Origin of the sequence: Streptomyces sp. NPDC016309 (assembly GCF_043077235.1) — a bacterium.
Lineage (GTDB): Bacteria > Actinomycetota > Actinomycetes > Streptomycetales > Streptomycetaceae > Streptomyces.
The window spans coordinates 75,251-91,484 of the sequence record NZ_JBIBSG010000015.1 but is presented as its reverse complement, the minus strand read 5'-3'; the positions used below and the strand labels follow the sequence as shown (position 1 = coordinate 91,484).

Genomic DNA, 16,234 nt, shown 5'->3' with positions numbered 1-16,234 from the left:
GCTCGACGTACCATCGCCAGCATCTTCCCCAGGCCCGAGTTGATCCATTCGGGTCATCCGTCGACCTGGCGATCGGCGTCGGCGCCACCCCTGCCTTCGGCGTCCTCAGCGGCTGGTGGTCGACCGACCGCGCGATCGCTTCGCGCGGACCCTCGAAGCCGATATCGTCGCACTCCGCGAGCGGTCGGCCAGTTCTCCATGAAGAACACCGGCCGCAGCACCGTCGTGGGCACGTCGATGGCATCGTGTGCGCCTCGATCTCCGCCTTGCTCTCGAAGTGCGCGACGCCGGACCTACGCGCTGCGGCGCCCACGGAGCTGTAGAGCAGGTGCGCGACGCCTGCGGCTGCGGCCGCGTCGGAGACGTTCCTGCCCTGCCGCACCTCGACTTCGGGGTGCGGGTCGGCCTTGTCGGCCGGCTGCACGCTGAAGACGCCGTGCACGCCCTGTGCCGCCGTGCGCAGCGACTGCGCGTCGTCGAGGTCGCCGGTGACCAGTTCCGCGCCGAGCGCCTTGAGATCCTTCGCCCCCTGCTTGCCCGGGTCACGGACGAGGGCTCGTACCCCCAGCCGTTGTCGAGCAGTCCGCGGGCAACGGCGCCGCCCTGGCCGCCGGTCGCGCCCGTGACCAGAACGGTCTTGTCGTACGGCATGACGAAGTCCTTCCGTTGAAGATCAGCCGCGTGAGCGGGTGGGCGTGGGCAGCTGTCCCGCGACGATCGCGGCGAGCGCGAGCCCGAAGCCCAGGAGTTGGACCGGACCGAAGGTCTGGCCGAGCACGACGGCGCCGAGCACCGCGGCGACCAGCGGTGAGAGCAGGACGAGAACGGCGACCGAGGTGACGGGCAGCGTGGCGATGCCGCGGAACCACAGGACGTACGAGATCAGTCCGCCGAACAGGCCCATCCAGAGGTAGCCGAGGGCGGCGGTCAGGTCGATGGCTGGGGGTGCCCCCTCGGTCAGAAGCGTGATGGGCAGCAGGAACAGCCCTCCCGCGGTGAGCTGCCAGGCGGCGAAAGCGGTGGGGCCGGCCTCGGGAGGGCGTCCCCAGCGTTTGGTGAGAGTTATACCGAGCGCCATGGACGCCGCGCTGCCGAGGGCCGCCAGGATCCCGACATCGTCGAATGCCGCGCTCGGCCCGATCACCACCAGGCCGACACCGGCCATGCCGGCCAGTCCCCAGGCGAGGCGCCAGGCGGACAGCGCCTCGCGCAGGAGTGCCACGGCCAGGAGGGCGATGATGAGCGGCTGGGCCGCTGCCAGGGTGGCAGCCACGCCCCCCGGCAGGCGTTCGGCCGCGAGGAACAGCAGCGGGAAGGGGAGGCCGATGTTCAGCACGCCGAGCATCGCGGCTTTCCCCCACCACCCTCCGCGCGGCAGCGTCCGGGTGAGCGCCAGTGCGATCAGGCCGCCGGGCAGCGCACGCAGCACTCCCGCGAAAAGCGGGTGGCCCGGGGGGAGAAGCTCGGTGGTGACGAGGTAGGTCGTGCCCCACGCCATGGGAGTGAGCGCCGTCAGGACGGCACGCGGCAGATGCCCGTGCGGAACCCCGCTGACGGCCTCGGCGGGGACTCTCTGTGTCGCTGGACTGGTCATGCCCGCAGTCTCATTCCGCGGCGATCAATGAGTCCAACACATGTTCGTCATCCAATTGATCGCCAGAGAAGATGAATCCATGGAGCTCCAGCAGATGCGCTACGTCGTCGCAGTCGCCGAAACGAACAACTTCACCCGGGCTGCCGAGCGATGCCTGGTCGTCCAGTCCGCCCTCAGCCACCAGATCGCCCGCCTGGAGAAGGAGCTGGGTGCGAGACTCTTCGAGCGCACCAGCCGCCGGGTGCGGCTGACACCGGCCGGTGCGGCGTTCCTTCCCGCCGCCCGTCAGTGTCTGGACGCCGCCGAGCGTGCGGCCGCCGAGGTCGCCGCGGCCGTCGGTGAGGTACGCGGACGGCTCGCCGTGGGCCTGATCCCCAGCGTCGCCGCGGTCGACATCCCGAGCGTCCTGCGCGACTTCCGCCGGCAGTACCCGGACGTGCGCATCAGCCTGCGCGTGGGCGCGAGCGAGGAACTCGTCGAGCAGGTCAAGGAAGGGGCCCTCGAAGTGGCCTTCCTCGGGCTGCCGACCACCGCGCGACCCGAAGGTGTCGACGCCTTCGAACTCGCCCGTGATCGGCTCGTCGCCGTGGTCGCGCCGGACCACCCCCTCGCCGAGGAACCGACCGTCGACCTTCGCATGCTTTCTTCCGAGGTGTTCGTGGACCTGCCGGCCAATACAGCCGGACGTGTCCAGTCCGACCAGGCCTTCTCGGCCGCCGGTCTCAGTCGCGACGTCGCTTTCGAAGTGACCAATGCGGACTTCCTGGCTCGACTGGTCGGGCAGGGACTGGGCATCGCCATGCTCCCCTCCGCGTACGCGTCCCAGCTCACCGGTGTGACCACCATCGAGGTCACCGACGCGCCGGCCCGCATCGAATACGTCATCTGCGGCCGCGCCGGCCGCGCCGGCCGCACGCCCGCGGCGACCGCCTTCCTTGCCGCTCTTGATATCCCGTCGGCGAGGAATCACCCGAACAGTTCATCGTGCGGGACCGCGCGGCGGAGCGGGCGTTGATCGGCCTGGCCAGCGCACAGCGGGGCCGCTGGGAGGGCGACGAGGTGGTCGTGGACCTGCACGTCACCTCCGCCGGGGTGGCCGTCCGGGCATCGCACCAGCCCGGCCGGACGCGTACGGAGCCCGACGCGCTCAGCCTGTGCGGCGCCCGGATCGGCGACGGCCGATGAATTTCCTCCGCCCCCACAGTCATAGATCATGGTTGGCGCGCGGCGGCCGCGAGTGCGGTGGACGCGTACGCCGATCGACATGCCTGCCGGCCGCACACGAGACACCGAGGAAGCCACCCATGCGCACTCTGATCAGCACTGCGTTCATCTCGCTCGACGGCGTCGTCGAGGCGCCGGGCGGCGAGCCCGGATACCGTAACTCCGGGTGGACGTTCAAGCACATCGAGTTCCTTCCCGACGCCTTCGAGATCAAGGGACGGGAACAGAAGGAAGCCACGGCCATGCTGTTGGGCCGGGTCAGCTACGAGGCGTTCAGCCCGGTGTGGCCCGACATGGAGGACTTCGCCGACTACAAGGTGATGCCGAAGTACGTCGTCTCCACCACTCTCACCGAGGACGACCTGGTGCCGAACTGGGGCCAGACCACCATCCTGCGCTCGCTCGACGAGGTCGCCGCGCTGAAGGAGACCGAGGGCGGCCCGATCATCATCCACGGCAGCGCCTCCCTGAACCGGGCGCTGTCGGACGCAGGCCTGATCGACCGCTATCACCTGCTCGTCTTCCCGCTCCTGCTCGGCGCGGGCAAGCGCCTGTTCAGCGTCACGGACAAGGACGCGCAGAAGTTGCGCCTCGTCGAGCACGAGGTCTACCCCAACGGCCTGCAGAAGCAGGTCTTCGACGTCGTCCGGTGACGGGCCCCGGCACGGATCTGCGGTCGCGTCCCCGGAGGTAGGGACGTGACTGGTCGCCCTGCGGCGGCATCTCGCTCTCACCTCGGGGCATCTGAGAAGCACCCGACCCGAGGAGAGTCGCGATGCCGCCGACGGACGCCTTGCCGATCGCCTACAAGGGCCTTGACACGATGCCCACCTGGTTCGTCGTTGCCGTTGTCGTACTCGCCGTCCTCGGTATCGGCCTGGCAGTGAAACGGCGAGGGCGCTGACGCCTCCGGCGGCCCGAACCCGGCCAGGTGACGCGGCCCTAGCCGCATGCACCGTCCAGCCCTTGTCTCCCGCCCGTCGAGCTCGCATCTCATTGAACAGCCAGGACTGGTTGCGGCAGGGGCAAGCATCGATAGCCTTGTCAACTGTGAACAAGCGGTGGCCAAAGAAGCTCTCCCGTCATCTCTTCGCAGCGATCCTGGCGGCTGAACCCGCACGCGTACAGGCGCTCCTGCGGGGCGGGGCGCACCCGGAGACAGCGAGCAGCGAAGGCACCACCCCTCTGTATCTGGCTTCCGTACAGGGGGAAACGGAGATCGCGCGCCTGCTCCTGGAGGCGGGTGCCGCTCCCGACAGGGAAAGCAGGGGAGTGGGCTCGGAAGGCACACCGCTGTGCGCAGCCGCATGCTGGGGGCGCGCCGAGACAGTACGCGAACTATTGGCGCACGGAGCCGACCCGAACCTCCGTGAAGACCACGGAACCGGCTGGTCTCCTTTGGACTGGGCGACCCACGGCCCCCACCCGGAAACCGCCGCAGTCCTCGTCGCAGCCGGAGCGCACCTCACGATCGAACGATCCAGCGGCCACGCTCAGTCCCAGGCGGCGTGCACGCTGTCCACCGCGACCCCCATGACAGATGCTGCCCCTGCGACCAAGGGCTGTCCCGCTGGCTGAGCGTCGTACCTTTGCCGATCCCCGATCGGACAGTGCCGGTGGCTGGTGACAGGATCGACGGGTGCTGATCAAGGGATATGACGTCGGTCCGTTGGTGCCGGGCGAGTCACTACCGGTCCGACCGGGCTTCTGGTCGAACTACCTCTTGGCGATGTGTAGCGACGGGGAGTGTGCCGAGCGCCCGGTTCCGGAGTGGTTCGGTGAGGACGGCGCCGATGCCGATGCGCTGTCCGAGGTGCTCTTCGATCCTGAACGCTGGCCAGTGTTCAGAGTGCCGGCAGAAGACGGCCCCGGAGCCGTGGTGATCTACCGCAACCTGGATGGCGACTACGGCACCGATTACCTTCTTACCCATCCAGGCAGAAGCTACGTCGAGCAGATCGCCAGCTGGGACGGAGACTTCTCGGGGCCCGGGCTGACATGGCATGAGCTGATCCGGATCGCTGACAGCCCGCTCCTTGCGGACGACGGCGTCCAGGACACGGCCATCCGCTTCCTGCTGCTGCTTCCTCTCCTGACCGACCCGGACGTGCCGGAAACAGCAACGGCAAGGCTCATCGCCGCCCTGGCCGTTGTCGGCGCGCCGCAAGACACCGTCTCCGTCACGGCGGAGCACCTGCTGGCCCACCTCACGAGGAGATCCGGACACGACCCCACATGGGCGTCTCCGCTGAGCGGCGGCTGAGAGGCGGGGCGGTCGCCAGTCACCAGATGGCACGATCTTGATATGGCTGGTGTGGTGACGGCGTCGGATCCGTCCTGGACAGCCGTAACGGCGAGCGACCTCACGATGAGGCAGCTCGCTCCCCTGCTCGAGGTGCCCAAGTCGGCGGCGCACCGGATCACCGGACCGGAATCAGCACCGCGACAAGTCCCTCAAGCAGGCCGCACCTACGTCGAGCACGTCTTCGCCCGCACCTTCCGCCCCGTCCGGCACCTCCAGTACCCGCCCATCCGCACCTCCGCGTACTGCACGGCTTCACCGGACCGGACGCCGCCGTCAAGCTTGTTTCCCAAAGCGGTGGTCTATCGCCGTCGCAACCATCCGCCCCGGACTCGCCTGTGTGATGCGTGTGCGGCCTCCTGTACCACCAGCGGTTCGACTGGGCGCCGGACGGCCGCCGCCTTCTCCTGGCGCTGGGCGGCGAAGGTCACCGGCAGGCTGGTCAAGCGGCGTGACATCCATGTGCCCACGACCTGCAATTGATCATTGCCGACGGCGAGACGCAGGTCCGGGATGCGTTCCAGGAGCAGGTCGATACCCGCCTCCGCGATGGTGCGGCCGAGGTCCTGGCCCGGGCATTCATGCACGCCGGCGCCGAAGGCGAGGTGGGACCTGTTGCCGTGCATGGGTATCGTCGGATCAGGGCGGATACCGGGATCGACATTGCCGGCAGCCAGACCGAGCATCACCATGTCCCCAGCCATAATTCGCTTGCCGCCGAGCTGCGTGTCGCCTGTCGCCCAGCGGGTGGGGACGACCGCGAGCGGCGGGTGGTCCCACAGCACTTGTTCCAACGCGTCGGGCAGCGTCATCTGGCCCCCCGAGAGATGGCCGCGGAAGCGCCCGTCCGTGAGAACCATGCGCAGGGCGCTGGCGATGAGGTTGGCGGTGGGCTCCAGCGCGGCCACCAGCACCAGCCGCAGATGTTCGCGGACCTCTTCGTCGGTGAGGCCGGCTTGATGGACGAGTAGCCAGCTCGCGAGGTCGTCGCCAGGCTGCCGCCTTTTGCGCTCCACCAGGTCACGCACGATCTCGACAACGAGGTCGTTGCTCGCCATGGCCGACTCACCACCGCTGATCATGTCGGCTACGGCTGCTCCGACGGTCAGGGCGTCGCTCTCCTGAATGCCCAGCTGTTGGCAAACGACCTGAGCCGGCAGCTTCCTCGCAAAATCGGCTACCAGATCAGCCCTCCCCGCCGTGATGACGTCGTCGATAAGACGGGTGGCGTAGCGGGTGATGTACCGGCGCATCCGCGGGCGGTTCACACGCGCAAGGCTTTCCGTGACGGCCTGGCGCAGGCGGGCGTGCTCGGCTCCGTCGGTCAGGGCCACCAGTGGCTGTGGAGCAGTGATGGGCAGCAGCGGCGAGTCCGGCGCCAGAGTGCCTTCCTTGATGGCCCGCCAGTGCCGGGAGTCGGAGGAGAAGCGAGGTGAGCGCAGCACCTCCAGGTTCTCGCGGTGTCCCAGCACCAGCCAAGCGGGTTCGTCCCCGTAGAGCAAGACGGGCGCCACAGTGCCGTGCTCGGCACGAAGCTGCTCGTACAAGGCGTACGGCCGCGCCTCGGCCTCCGGCCCGTACAGCGCGCGCAAGCCACCGGTGGCCTGCATGTGCGCGGGACAGCCGACAGGGGCTGTCGTCTCGGGGCTGGTCCATATGGGGGGCGGGGTGGTCACGTGGCCTCCGGGGCGACGGCGGGACTGGGTAGAGACGACTCCGTACCGAGAGTGACGGCAGGTCAGCACCGCGCAGCCTACTGGCGGGTTGTACCGGCAGGTTGAGCACCCCCCGTCTCAACTGCGGTAGCCCGCTCGCAAACTGGGGTATCGCTGATCTTGGTCGGGAGTGGTCGACGTCGTCGACGCGAGGACCGCCCCCCACCGCCTGCCCGGGCGGTGAAAGCCGAGCCCTGCCAAGCACACCCCGAAGATAGTGAGGTCCTCGAATGCCACCGATCGCTCAGGCGCGGCCACTCGCCTCCGTCCCGCGCGTGCCCGGAGCGGTGCCGCTTCTCGGCCACGCCCTCGCTCTGTGGCGCGACCCGCTGGGCTTCCTGTCGTCACTGCGGCAGTACGGTGATCTCCTGCGCGTCGACCTGGGCACCATGCCGATGTACGTGGTGACCACGCCGGACCTGGTCCACGAGGTGACCGTCCGGCAAGCCGGGAACTTCGAGAAAGGCCGCTTCTTCGACCGGCTGCGGCCCCTCGCCGGCAACGGGCTCGCCAACTCGGACGGCGAGCTGCACAGGAAGCACCGCCGGATGATCCAGCCCATGTTCTCCCGCGACCGCATCACCGGCTACTCCGAGATCATGAGTAGCAACGCCCAGGCCCTGGCCGACTCCTGGGCACCCGGGGACGTCATCGACCTGGAGCCGGCCATGGCCGGGTACGCGGTCGAGACTCTGGCCCGCACGCTGTTCTCCGCCGATGTCGGTCTGCCGGCCGTCGACGCCGTGCGCAAGAACCTGCCGGTGCTGCTGACCAACCTCCTCGTACGCGCCGCCTCGCCGAAGATGTTCGACCGGTTGCCCATACCCGCCAATCGTCGGTTCGACCGGGCGGCGGCGAGACTGCGCGCGGTGATCGACGAGGTGGTAGCGACCTCACGGGCGGCCGGTCCTACGCACCACGACGACCTCTTGTCGTTGCTCCTGACCGCTCAGGACGAGGAGAGCGGCGCCCGCATGTCGGACGTCCAGGTGCGCGACGAACTGGCCACCATCCTGTTCGCGGGTGCCGAGACGACCGCGGCCACCCTCGCGTGGACCTTCCACGAATTGGCCGGCCGCCCTGACGTGGAGGAGGACCTGGTCGCCGAGGTCCGCCGGGTGGCGGGTGACGGGCCGGTCACGGCTCTGCACGTGCCCGAGCTGAAGGGCATCCGCAGGGTGATCGACGAGGTCATCCGACTGCACGGTGTCACGCTCCTGATGCGGAGAACCACGCAGCCCGTCACCCTGGGCGGCGTGCGGATGCCGGCCGGCACCGAAGTGGCTTTCAGTCTGTACGCACTGCACCGTGACCCGAGCCTGTACGACAAGGCCGACTGCTTCGACCCGGACAGATGGCTGCCCGAGAGGCAGGCCGAGGGCCCGGGTCGCCGTGCCTATATTCCCTTCGGCGCCGGCAACCGCAAGTGCATAGGCGACCTGTTCGTCTGGACCGAGGCGACCATCGCCATCGCCACCATCCTCCGCCAGTGGCGGCTCGTCCCCGTGCCGGGGCACCTGCCCCGGGAGGTCGCCTCGGCGGTCGCACATGCCGATCGCATCCCGATGACCGTGGTGGCTCGCTCGTCATACCGTCCCGTCGGTCCGACGTAGGCCGGGCGTGCCCGCGGGACCCGCGGGCTCAGACCGTGCCGACCAGACTTCCCTCCCCCGGCCGGGGAGCCACCCGCCGCCCCGCCTGGGCCGGGGCGGCGGGTACCACGTCCCACCACCACGAGACCGCGTCAATCCCGAGCGGCTCGGCGCTGCCGTCGGTAGGCGTGTCCGTGAAGCCCGAGGGGAGCTTTGCCGGGTCCTCCGGCGTGGTGTACCGGATGGAGCTGACGCCCCAGTCCTGCGAGCCGCGGATGAAGTGGCACAGGCCCTGCATGTACTGCCGCATCTGGGGACTTCCCACAACGGACAGATGGTCGGCCAAGCGGGCGAACGCCACCAGCACCCGGTCCCGCTGGGCGATGGCCGTGGTCATCGCCTCCTGGGGGGTGAGGCCCCCCGCTTCCAGGACCCGGAGCACGTTCAGGAAGTAGCCGTGCCCTGCTCGTTCCTTGTGGTCGGACAGGATGTCGTTGTCCCACGTGATGACGAAGGACGCCATTTCTTCGGCCGCTCGCACAGCGCGGTAGTCCCGCTCGTACGGCTGGAGTTCGTACCCCTGGGCCATCTCCAGCAGGGGGAAGACCACCGTCGTCGCCCCGTCGTACAGCCGCATCAGGGTGTAATCGGAAAGGCTCGGCACCGTGCCCGCGCTCCGGTGGGACGCCTCCCACACCACGGAGAAGAAGTATTCCCGCAGGTGCCCCACCCACCGTGCCGCCTGGCCGGCCGTGCCGTACCTGTCGACCCGGGTTCGTAGGTCGCGCAGACCACCGGCCATCGGGTCGTCGAGCAGTAGGGGCGCCTCCGGGTTCTGCGCCACACGCAGCAGGCGGTGCAGCGTTCCGGCGAGTTCCCCCGGGCGGCGGCCCAGGTCTCCCTCCTCGCAGCAGCCGTCGTCCACGCCGAACAGCCACAGGACGAAGTCGGCCATCAGGCCGACGACTTCCTCGCGGCCGTGCGGCATGACGCGGGCGGCGAAGCTTCCGATCTCGTGCTGTACGAGCCGCCGGCGCAGATCATCGGAGCCGATCCGGTGGGACTCGGCCCACCGGGCCGTGCGCTGGTCGAGCTCGGCGTGCCGCGGGTGGATCGCGGGCGCTATGGGGGAGAAGAGCGGCGGGACTATCACGGGTGGGGGTCTCCATCTGTAGCGGGTGGCGAGGCACCGCCGAATCGACGTGTCTCGCACACCCGTTCCTGATTCTCGACCGTGATCATCCGGCACGTACATGGCTTGATCCAGTATGACTAACTGACGCGTAGGTCTTATGTCGCCCAAACCGGTCCTGTGCATGCGGTCCACGGCGCCTGCCCGGGACGCGGTGGGGTCGGCGGCCGCGCTCCCGCCTCCGTGCCCGGGCGCCTCCTGACCCGGGTCGGCAGCGGCGCGGCATCCGGTGCCCGGAGTCAAGGGGCCACAGCCGCCTGTTGGCGCGTCCCAAGCCCGGAACCGCTCCGCTTCGGTGAACGCCAGCTTGGCCGCGAGGCGGATCGAACGGACGTTGGCGGTCTGGGTGGCGAGCACCACCGGCTCACTCGGAAGGATGTCTTGCCGCCCGCCGCGGGCCGAGCTCCTTGTGGTTGCGGACATGATCGGCCTGATCCGGTGTGGTGCGGGCCCCCTTATCCACGCGGGGAATCGGTTTCTCCGGGCGGCGTGGGTCTTGTCCGCACACGCGTCGACCTTGGCTGGAGCCCGGCAGAGCCCTCCTCCGAGGTGCCGTCCCGCTGCCAGAAGCGGTAACGGGTCGTGCACGCGGCAACCGCCCCGGCCGGTCCGGGGCTGCGGGAAGCGAACTGCCCGCCCCGCCGTACCCATGGCGAGCGGAGCCGTCCGCGGTTCAGCCCGTCGCCCGCAGCGACAGCCGAGCGTAGGCGGGGATCAGGACACCGCGCGCCGGGCGCCGCGCGGTTATCACCAACTGCGGGAAGCGGCGCAGGACGGCGGTCACCGCACGGATCTCCGCCATGGCCAGCGGCATCCCCAAGCAGAAGTGCGGGCCCGCGCCGAACCACAGCCGGCGCAGACCGGCGGTCTCGGAGGGATCCCGGTCGGGGGAGAACGGGCCGTACGCCCCCGTGCACAGCAGTGTGGCGATCACCACGCGCTCCCCGGCGTCCACCCGTACGCCCCCTATCCGCCCGGCCCGGGCGGCGCTGCGCAGCATCACCGGGGTCGGCGCGGTGACCCGCAGCGCCTCCTCCACCAGGGCGCCGGTGATCGCGTCCGGCCCCCGGCCCGTGTCATGGGCCAGTGCGACCAGCCGGGGCAGGAAGGAGACCAGCGTCTCGGTGCCCGTCAGCAGGAACAGTCCGACGGCACCCCGCGCCTCGGTCTCGTCCAAGCCCAGCGCGCGCAGTCGCCCCGGAACCGTGGACTCGTCGCCGGCCCGGTAGGCCGCCACCGCCGCCTCGGTCAGCCGGGTCAGTGCCGCCCGGGCACGCCCCATCTGGCGCCCGGTCAGTGTGGTCCGCCACAGCCGTACGGACGAGACCACCGCGGCGGCCTCGGCGAAGTCGGTACCACCGGCCGGAAGCCCGACCAGCTCGCGGATCACCTCGGCCGCCCCGTCCCGGACCACCGGGACGAGATCCACCTCCTCGCCCGCCGCCAGCCGCCGCTCCAGTGCCCCGAGCGGAGCGCGCAGCACCCGCTCGCACACGGCATCCACATGAGCCTGCGTGAACAGCCCGCTGAGCCGCCTGCGCAGCGCCGCGTGCTCGTCGCCCTCCAGAGTGATCAGCACCCGCGAGCCGAGCACCGGGCTCCACAGCGCGGCCGCCGCGCCCGGCCCGGTCTTCGTGTACCCCTCCGGGTCCGTGAGCACAGCCCGGGCGAGACCGGCGTCGCTCACCACCACACCGACCTTCGGCACCCGCACCACCGGGCCGCGGGCGGCGACCGCGCGCACCAGCCGGTACGCCACGGGATGCGCCGCCGTCTGCACCCGCCGCTCCCAGCGCTCCCAGGCCTCCATCCGGGCACGATAACGCCCCCGGTGGCAGGTAGGGAGACCGGGCACCGCACCGTCCGGCCGCCCCCTGGTGGCTGCGCACCGCCACCGTCGTGGAGAATCGGGACCATGAGTGAAAACGTCTACTTCCAGGTTTCCGCCAACGGTGAGGACCTCGGCCGCATCGTCTTCCGTCTGTTCGACGACGTCGTGCCGAAGACCGCCCGCAACTTCCGCGAGCTGGCCACCGGCCAGAACGGCTTCGGCTACAAGGGCGCGCCCTTCCACCGTGTCATCCCCGAGTTCATGCTGCAGGGCGGTGACTTCACCAACGGCAACGGCACCGGCGGCAAGAGCATCTACGGCGAGAAGTTCGCCGACGAGAACTTCCAGCTCAAGCACGACCGGCCGTTCCTGCTGAGCATGGCCAACGCGGGCCCGAACAGCAACGGTTCGCAGTTCTTCATCACGACCGTGGTGACCCCGTGGCTCGACGGCAAGCACGTCGTCTTCGGCGAGGTCGTCGAGGGCGCGGATGTCGTCAAGGCGATCGAGGCCCTCGGCAGCCGCTCCGGCACCACCGCCAAGAAGCTCGTCATCGAGGAGTGTGGCGTCGTCGCCGCCTGATCCTCACCCGGCGCGACGCCCAGGGGCCTGTCCCGGTGCGGAACAGGCCCCTGGCCGGCAGGGCCGGTCTCGCGCCGTACGCGTCCGGCCGGCGGGAGCACCTTCCGCCGGGGCGGACCGGCTCCCTATGATGATCGCCGCCGAGGCACGCGGGAAGCCCTGTGGACCGTCGACGGCGGGCGCGCTCGGGGGGAGCGGACATGACGGCGCAGGTGAACGACGGGCTGTCCGGTAGACGGACCAGGCGCACCCTCCTCGCGACGGTGGCGGTTCTGGTGGTCCTCTGCGCACCGATCGCCGGATGCTCCTCCGGGGCCGAGGGACTTGGGCGTCGTCTGGGACACCCCCGCGGACCGCAAGGCGGAACAGCAGGGCAACGGCGCCTGGCTGTCCGGCGCCACCCTGGTCCGCAGCCGCTTCGACGCGGTGCGCGGGTACGACGCCGGTAGCGGCGAGCGGAGATGGGAGTACGTGCCGCCCGGCCGCTCGGCGGTCTGCCACGCCCGCGCGGACACCGACGCCTCGGTCCTGGTCCTCACCCGCGACGGGGACGGTGCTCCCCACGCGGCCAAGGGGGAGCTCTGCGCCACCGCCGTCGCGATCGACATGAAGAACGGCCGCGAGATCTGGAAGGCCCCTCTCACCGCTGGCGAGTCCGGGCTCCATCCCCTCCAGCCCTCTCCGGTGTCCGTCGGCGGCGGCGTCGCCGTGCTGCTCACACCGGACGAGCTGCACGCCGTGGACGTGCACAGCGGGAAGCCGCGCTGGAAGGCGGCCGTGCCCAAGGGCTGCGTCCCGGGCCGGACCGCGGTGGCCGAACGCCAGGTCGTCGCGCTCCTCGCCTGCGGCGGAGCGGACGACCCCCGGGGCGACAGGATCCCGAGGGACGCCGAACTGCACGCCGCCGCCTTCGCCCCGGCCACCGGCGCACTCCTGTGGTCCGCTCCCCTCGGCGGCCGGAGCGCCGTCCCCTGGGACGCCCGGGCGGACTTCGTCTCGGCCGACCCGCTGATCGTGGCGGCTTCGGCATCGGGCGACTCCGACTTCGGCGCCTACTTCTCCTTCGACAGGAACGGCCGCCCGAACCCGCCCATCGACTTCAGCGGTCCCTACGGCGAGATCCGGCGTGAACAGCGGCTCACGGCGGTGACCGACGGCAGCAGGCTCTACGCCCTGACCCGCCATCAGGTGCGGATCAGCCGGTACGTCTACGGCCTGACCGCCTTCGACCTGGCCACCGGAGACCTGGTCTGGGGTGGCGACCCGGACGACGACCGCCTCGACGGAGACACCGGCTACCACATCCAGTCCCAGGACGGGGACATCACCGTCCTCACCTCTCGCCACGAGACGTCCTTCCTCGGCGACCGCGATTCCACCTACAGCCTCCGGGTCCTCGACGGTGCCACGGGCGAGCAGCGCGAGGTCCTTCGATTCCCCGAGGGCGACGATCCGGTGGACACCCTCTTCGCGTACGAGGACCGGTTCATCGGCGCCCGCTACGAGTCGTACGGGGCACGGAACAAGCCCTTCACCGCCTACGAACGCCGCTGACCGTCCACCCTCGCCCCCGTGGCGCGCGGGCCCGCGTCCAAGGCACCGGAGAACGCGGGGAGGCGCCTGGGCGCGCGTGGTCAGCCGTGCCCCGGCGATGGCCTCGCTCGGTGGCAGGCCCGGCCGCCCCCGTATGTCCGGTCGTCTCCGCCAGGAGCGCCGGTGCCCGCCCCCGAAGACGTCGGGGGCGGGCACATGGCTCACAGCGGCGGGTACCGGCTCACGGGGGCGGCCGCCGAGGGGCCGCCGGAGCATGCGGGAGCTCACCCCGAATGCCGTACCACCTCGCCGGTCAGCGTTCCGTATTCTCCCGAGGCTCCGCGGCGTCGGCGTCCACCGCGGCCCCGTCCGGCCCGGCCGGCGGAGCGGGCTCGTCGGTCTCCCGGGCACCGGTCATCGCTACGGTGCCGGCCGCGGGCGGCGCCGCCACGGCGGCAGTCGCTCGATCCGGTCCCCGCGCGACGACGCGCCTCGCTTCGGCGACAGCCGCGTCGAAATCGGTCGCCGGGTTCAGCCGGAGCAGCTCGGTGGCCCTGGCGTGCGTCGCCACTGCCGGGTCCGGGTGCGTCGCAGCCTTGGTCAGAGCGGGCACCGTCAGGTCTCCCAGGGATACGAGGGCCCGGGTGAGGCTCAGCCGCACATGGCGATCCCCGCGGCCGAGCTGCATGACCAGTTCGTCGACCAAGCTTTCCCTCTCGTCCTCGGGTACGAGGGCGACCGCGACCCGCCACGCGGTCCGCGCGAACTCGTCGTCGCTGTCCCGCAGCATGGACCACGTGATCCAGGCCCAGGCGCTTTTGTCACCGATCTTCGAGAGCGTGTGCAGCGCCTGGCTGCGCGCCTGAGGCCGGTCCGAGGCGAGCTCCTGGCGGAGCCGGGGCAGGGTGATCTCCGGCGAAAGGCGGGCCAGGGCCCAGGACAGCGTGTCCCGCACGAAGAAGTCCGGCTCGACCGCGCACCGCTCGACGAGCGGCTCCAGGAAGCCAGGGTCGGGGGTCGAGCCCGCCGCCATGGCCGCCCGTAGCCGGATCGACGCGTTCTCGGCGCTCAGTGCGGCGGTCACCTGGGCGTTCCGCGGGGTTCCGTTGGTCGGGTTGATGGGAAGCACCTCCTTCACTCAAGGGACACCTTGTCACGACGACAAGGGCACGGCGGGCCGGTATTTCGGCAAGGGCCCCTGTCGCCACGACCGTTGCGGCCAGGGCCTGTTGGCGCCACGACCCATTGATGCCGAGGCCCGGTGTCGCCCGTCGCGGACCGGGCGTGCCGGGAACGGGGAGGCGGGTGCACGCATGCCGCCGGGGCGGAACGCGGACGACCTGGGACTTCGCCCGGAACACGGCAGCGGTACGGGCCTGTGCCGGACGCCGCAAGCAGGTGAAGGCACGTGTCCGGTGGCGGGGCGACGGGCGTGTGGGGGAGATCACCGCAGCGACGGGGGTGTCCAGGCGTGGTGACGCAGGATCATGCGTGTGGCGATCCGGGACGGTGTCAGCCGCATCGCCGTGTTCCGCAGGCCGACGGCGAGGGGGTGCGAGAGCTGCCGGCCCATTCTCCCGGCCTGCCGGGCGGCCCGTGCGACAGCCTGGCTGCGCGGCCGGCGCTCGGCGTCGTAGCGGACGAGCGCGGCCTCGACGGTGGACTCGGAGCGGAGGGCGGCGGCGAGGGTGACCGCGTCCTCCAGTGCCTGGCAGGCGCCCTGCCCGAGGTTGGGGGTCATGGCATGGGCCGCGTCGCCCAGCAGCGCGATCCGGCCGGCCGTGAACGAGGGGAGGGGCATGCGGAGCTCGTGAACGTCGTGGTGCAGCACGGCCTCCGGCAGGGTCGCGTCGAGCAGGGCGGGGATCGGGTCGTGCCAGGTGCGGAACCGCCGGCGCAGTTCGGCCAGCGGGTCGGCGAACCACGTTCCGGCGGGGAGATCGAGGGCGGCGTGCCACTCGGCCCTCCCGTCCAGGAAGGTGATGTGTCCGAACTCCGCGCCCCGGCCCCAGGTCAGCTCGAAGTCGGTGTGGAGATCGACCGCGTGCTCGGTGATGGCCCGCAGCACCGTCGAGCCGCTGTGCACCGGGCCGGGATGGTCCGGGAAGAGGTGGCCGCGGACGGTGCTGCGGATGCCGTCGGCCGCCACCACCAGATCGGCCTCCAGGACCGTCTCGCCACAGCCGACGCGTACTGTCCCCTGGCCGGTCTGCCGCACCGAGGCCGCCTCGAAGCCGACGACCAGTGATGCGGCGGGCAAGGAGTCGCGGAGCAGGCGGTGCAAGGTGGAGCGGGGGATGCCCACGATCGGCGTGCCCACCGCTTCCTCCAGCGCCGCGCCGTCCATCCGCGTCAGCCAGCGGCCCCGGGGCGTCCGGGTTCCGCCGGTGTACTGGCCTCGGGACGCGTCCCGAAGTGCCTGGCCGACACCGAGTTCGTCCAGGGCCCGCATGCCGTTGGCCGCCAGGGAAATGCCTGCCCCGGCGTCCTGGAGCACGGCCGCACGCTCGACCACCGTCACCTCCCATCCGATCCGGTCCAGACCGATCGCGGCGGCCAGCCCGCCGATCCCGCCTCCGACCACCACTGCCCTGCTCCCCATGCCGGAGCTCCCTTCTTCTACATCTGTAGAAGAAGGGTAACTCGGCTCTCTACAGGTGTAGAAAGGA

At 70.7% G+C, this 16,234-nt stretch carries 13 protein-coding genes and 3 pseudogenes; 8 read left to right on the top strand and 8 right to left on the bottom strand.

Annotated elements, in window-relative coordinates:
- Nucleotides 1-304: 304 nt before the first annotated feature.
- Both ACF068_RS29200 and ACF068_RS29195 read right to left on the bottom strand, forming a co-directional pair.
- Nucleotides 305-568 (bottom strand): annotated as a pseudogene (locus tag ACF068_RS29200) (NmrA family NAD(P)-binding protein); the annotation flags it as partial.
- Nucleotides 569-673: 105 nt separating this feature from the next.
- Entirely contained in the window at nucleotides 674-1,594 is a 921-nt protein-coding gene (locus ACF068_RS29195; protein ID WP_392277292.1) for an EamA family transporter, read from the bottom strand.
- A gap of 79 nt (nucleotides 1,595-1,673) precedes the next feature.
- Between ACF068_RS29195 and ACF068_RS29190 the strand changes: the two genes are divergently transcribed.
- The 5 genes and pseudogenes from ACF068_RS29190 to ACF068_RS29170 all read left to right on the top strand — a co-directional run bounded on the left by ACF068_RS29190 (nucleotide 1,674) and on the right by ACF068_RS29170 (nucleotide 5,081).
- The gene (locus tag ACF068_RS29190; protein WP_392277318.1) at nucleotides 1,674-2,609 is read left to right on the top strand and encodes a LysR family transcriptional regulator; all 936 of its coding nucleotides are present in this window, start codon (nucleotides 1,674-1,676) and stop codon (nucleotides 2,607-2,609) included.
- The gene (locus ACF068_RS29185; RefSeq protein WP_392277291.1) at nucleotides 2,606-2,779 is read left to right on the top strand and encodes a hypothetical protein; all 174 of its coding nucleotides are present in this window, start codon (nucleotides 2,606-2,608) and stop codon (nucleotides 2,777-2,779) included. Before ACF068_RS29190 ends, ACF068_RS29185 begins: the two co-directional genes overlap by 4 nt.
- 119 nt (nucleotides 2,780-2,898) lie before the next feature.
- A complete protein-coding gene (locus ACF068_RS29180) occupies nucleotides 2,899-3,471 on the top strand; it encodes a dihydrofolate reductase family protein (RefSeq protein ID WP_392277290.1) in 573 nt (190 codons plus the stop codon).
- Between the two features lie 397 nt (nucleotides 3,472-3,868).
- Nucleotides 3,869-4,279 (top strand): annotated as a pseudogene (locus tag ACF068_RS29175) (ankyrin repeat domain-containing protein); the annotation flags it as partial.
- A 178-nt stretch (nucleotides 4,280-4,457) separates the two neighbouring features.
- A complete protein-coding gene (locus tag ACF068_RS29170; RefSeq protein ID WP_392277289.1) occupies nucleotides 4,458-5,081 on the top strand; it encodes a hypothetical protein in 624 nt (207 codons plus the stop codon).
- A gap of 341 nt (nucleotides 5,082-5,422) precedes the next feature.
- On the opposite strand, the gene ACF068_RS29165 is transcribed toward ACF068_RS29170, so the two are convergent.
- The gene (locus tag ACF068_RS29165; RefSeq protein WP_392277288.1) at nucleotides 5,423-6,730 is read right to left on the bottom strand and encodes a cytochrome P450; all 1,308 of its coding nucleotides are present in this window, start codon (nucleotides 6,728-6,730) and stop codon (nucleotides 5,423-5,425) included.
- 335 nt (nucleotides 6,731-7,065) lie between these two features.
- Between ACF068_RS29165 and ACF068_RS29160 the strand changes: the two genes are divergently transcribed.
- Nucleotides 7,066-8,448: a cytochrome P450 gene (locus ACF068_RS29160; RefSeq protein WP_392277287.1), complete on the top strand. Its 1,383-nt coding sequence runs from the start codon at nucleotides 7,066-7,068 to the stop codon at nucleotides 8,446-8,448.
- A 28-nt stretch (nucleotides 8,449-8,476) separates the two neighbouring features.
- Here ACF068_RS29160 and ACF068_RS29155 read toward each other — a convergent pair whose 3' ends face one another.
- From ACF068_RS29155 to ACF068_RS29145, 3 genes and pseudogenes are all read right to left on the bottom strand, one after another.
- Nucleotides 8,477-9,580 carry a selina-4(15),7(11)-diene synthase gene (locus ACF068_RS29155; protein WP_392277317.1) on the bottom strand — a complete coding sequence of 368 codons (1,104 nt, stop codon included), beginning with the start codon at nucleotides 9,578-9,580 and terminating at the stop codon, nucleotides 8,477-8,479.
- A 303-nt stretch (nucleotides 9,581-9,883) separates the two neighbouring features.
- A pseudogene (locus ACF068_RS29150) lies at nucleotides 9,884-9,997 on the bottom strand (GNAT family N-acetyltransferase); the annotation flags it as partial.
- 295 nt (nucleotides 9,998-10,292) lie between these two features.
- Nucleotides 10,293-11,429, bottom strand: coding sequence for a cytochrome P450 (locus tag ACF068_RS29145; protein ID WP_392277286.1), 1,137 nt, complete (start codon nucleotides 11,427-11,429; stop codon nucleotides 10,293-10,295).
- 105 nt (nucleotides 11,430-11,534) lie between these two features.
- Here ACF068_RS29145 and ACF068_RS29140 point away from each other — a divergent pair, with 105 nt between their 5' ends.
- Nucleotides 11,535-12,032, top strand: a complete 498-nt coding sequence (locus tag ACF068_RS29140; RefSeq protein ID WP_392277285.1) for a peptidylprolyl isomerase — start codon at nucleotides 11,535-11,537, stop codon at nucleotides 12,030-12,032.
- A 324-nt stretch (nucleotides 12,033-12,356) separates the two neighbouring features.
- A complete protein-coding gene (locus ACF068_RS29135; RefSeq protein ID WP_392277284.1) occupies nucleotides 12,357-13,586 on the top strand; it encodes a PQQ-binding-like beta-propeller repeat protein in 1,230 nt (409 codons plus the stop codon).
- A gap of 292 nt (nucleotides 13,587-13,878) precedes the next feature.
- On the opposite strand, the gene ACF068_RS29130 is transcribed toward ACF068_RS29135, so the two are convergent.
- Nucleotides 13,879-14,703, bottom strand: coding sequence for a HEAT repeat domain-containing protein (locus ACF068_RS29130; protein ID WP_392277283.1), 825 nt, complete (start codon nucleotides 14,701-14,703; stop codon nucleotides 13,879-13,881).
- A 306-nt stretch (nucleotides 14,704-15,009) separates the two neighbouring features.
- Entirely contained in the window at nucleotides 15,010-16,167 is a 1,158-nt protein-coding gene (locus tag ACF068_RS29125; RefSeq protein ID WP_392277282.1) for an FAD-dependent monooxygenase, read from the bottom strand.
- Nucleotides 16,168-16,234: the final 67 nt, after the last annotated feature.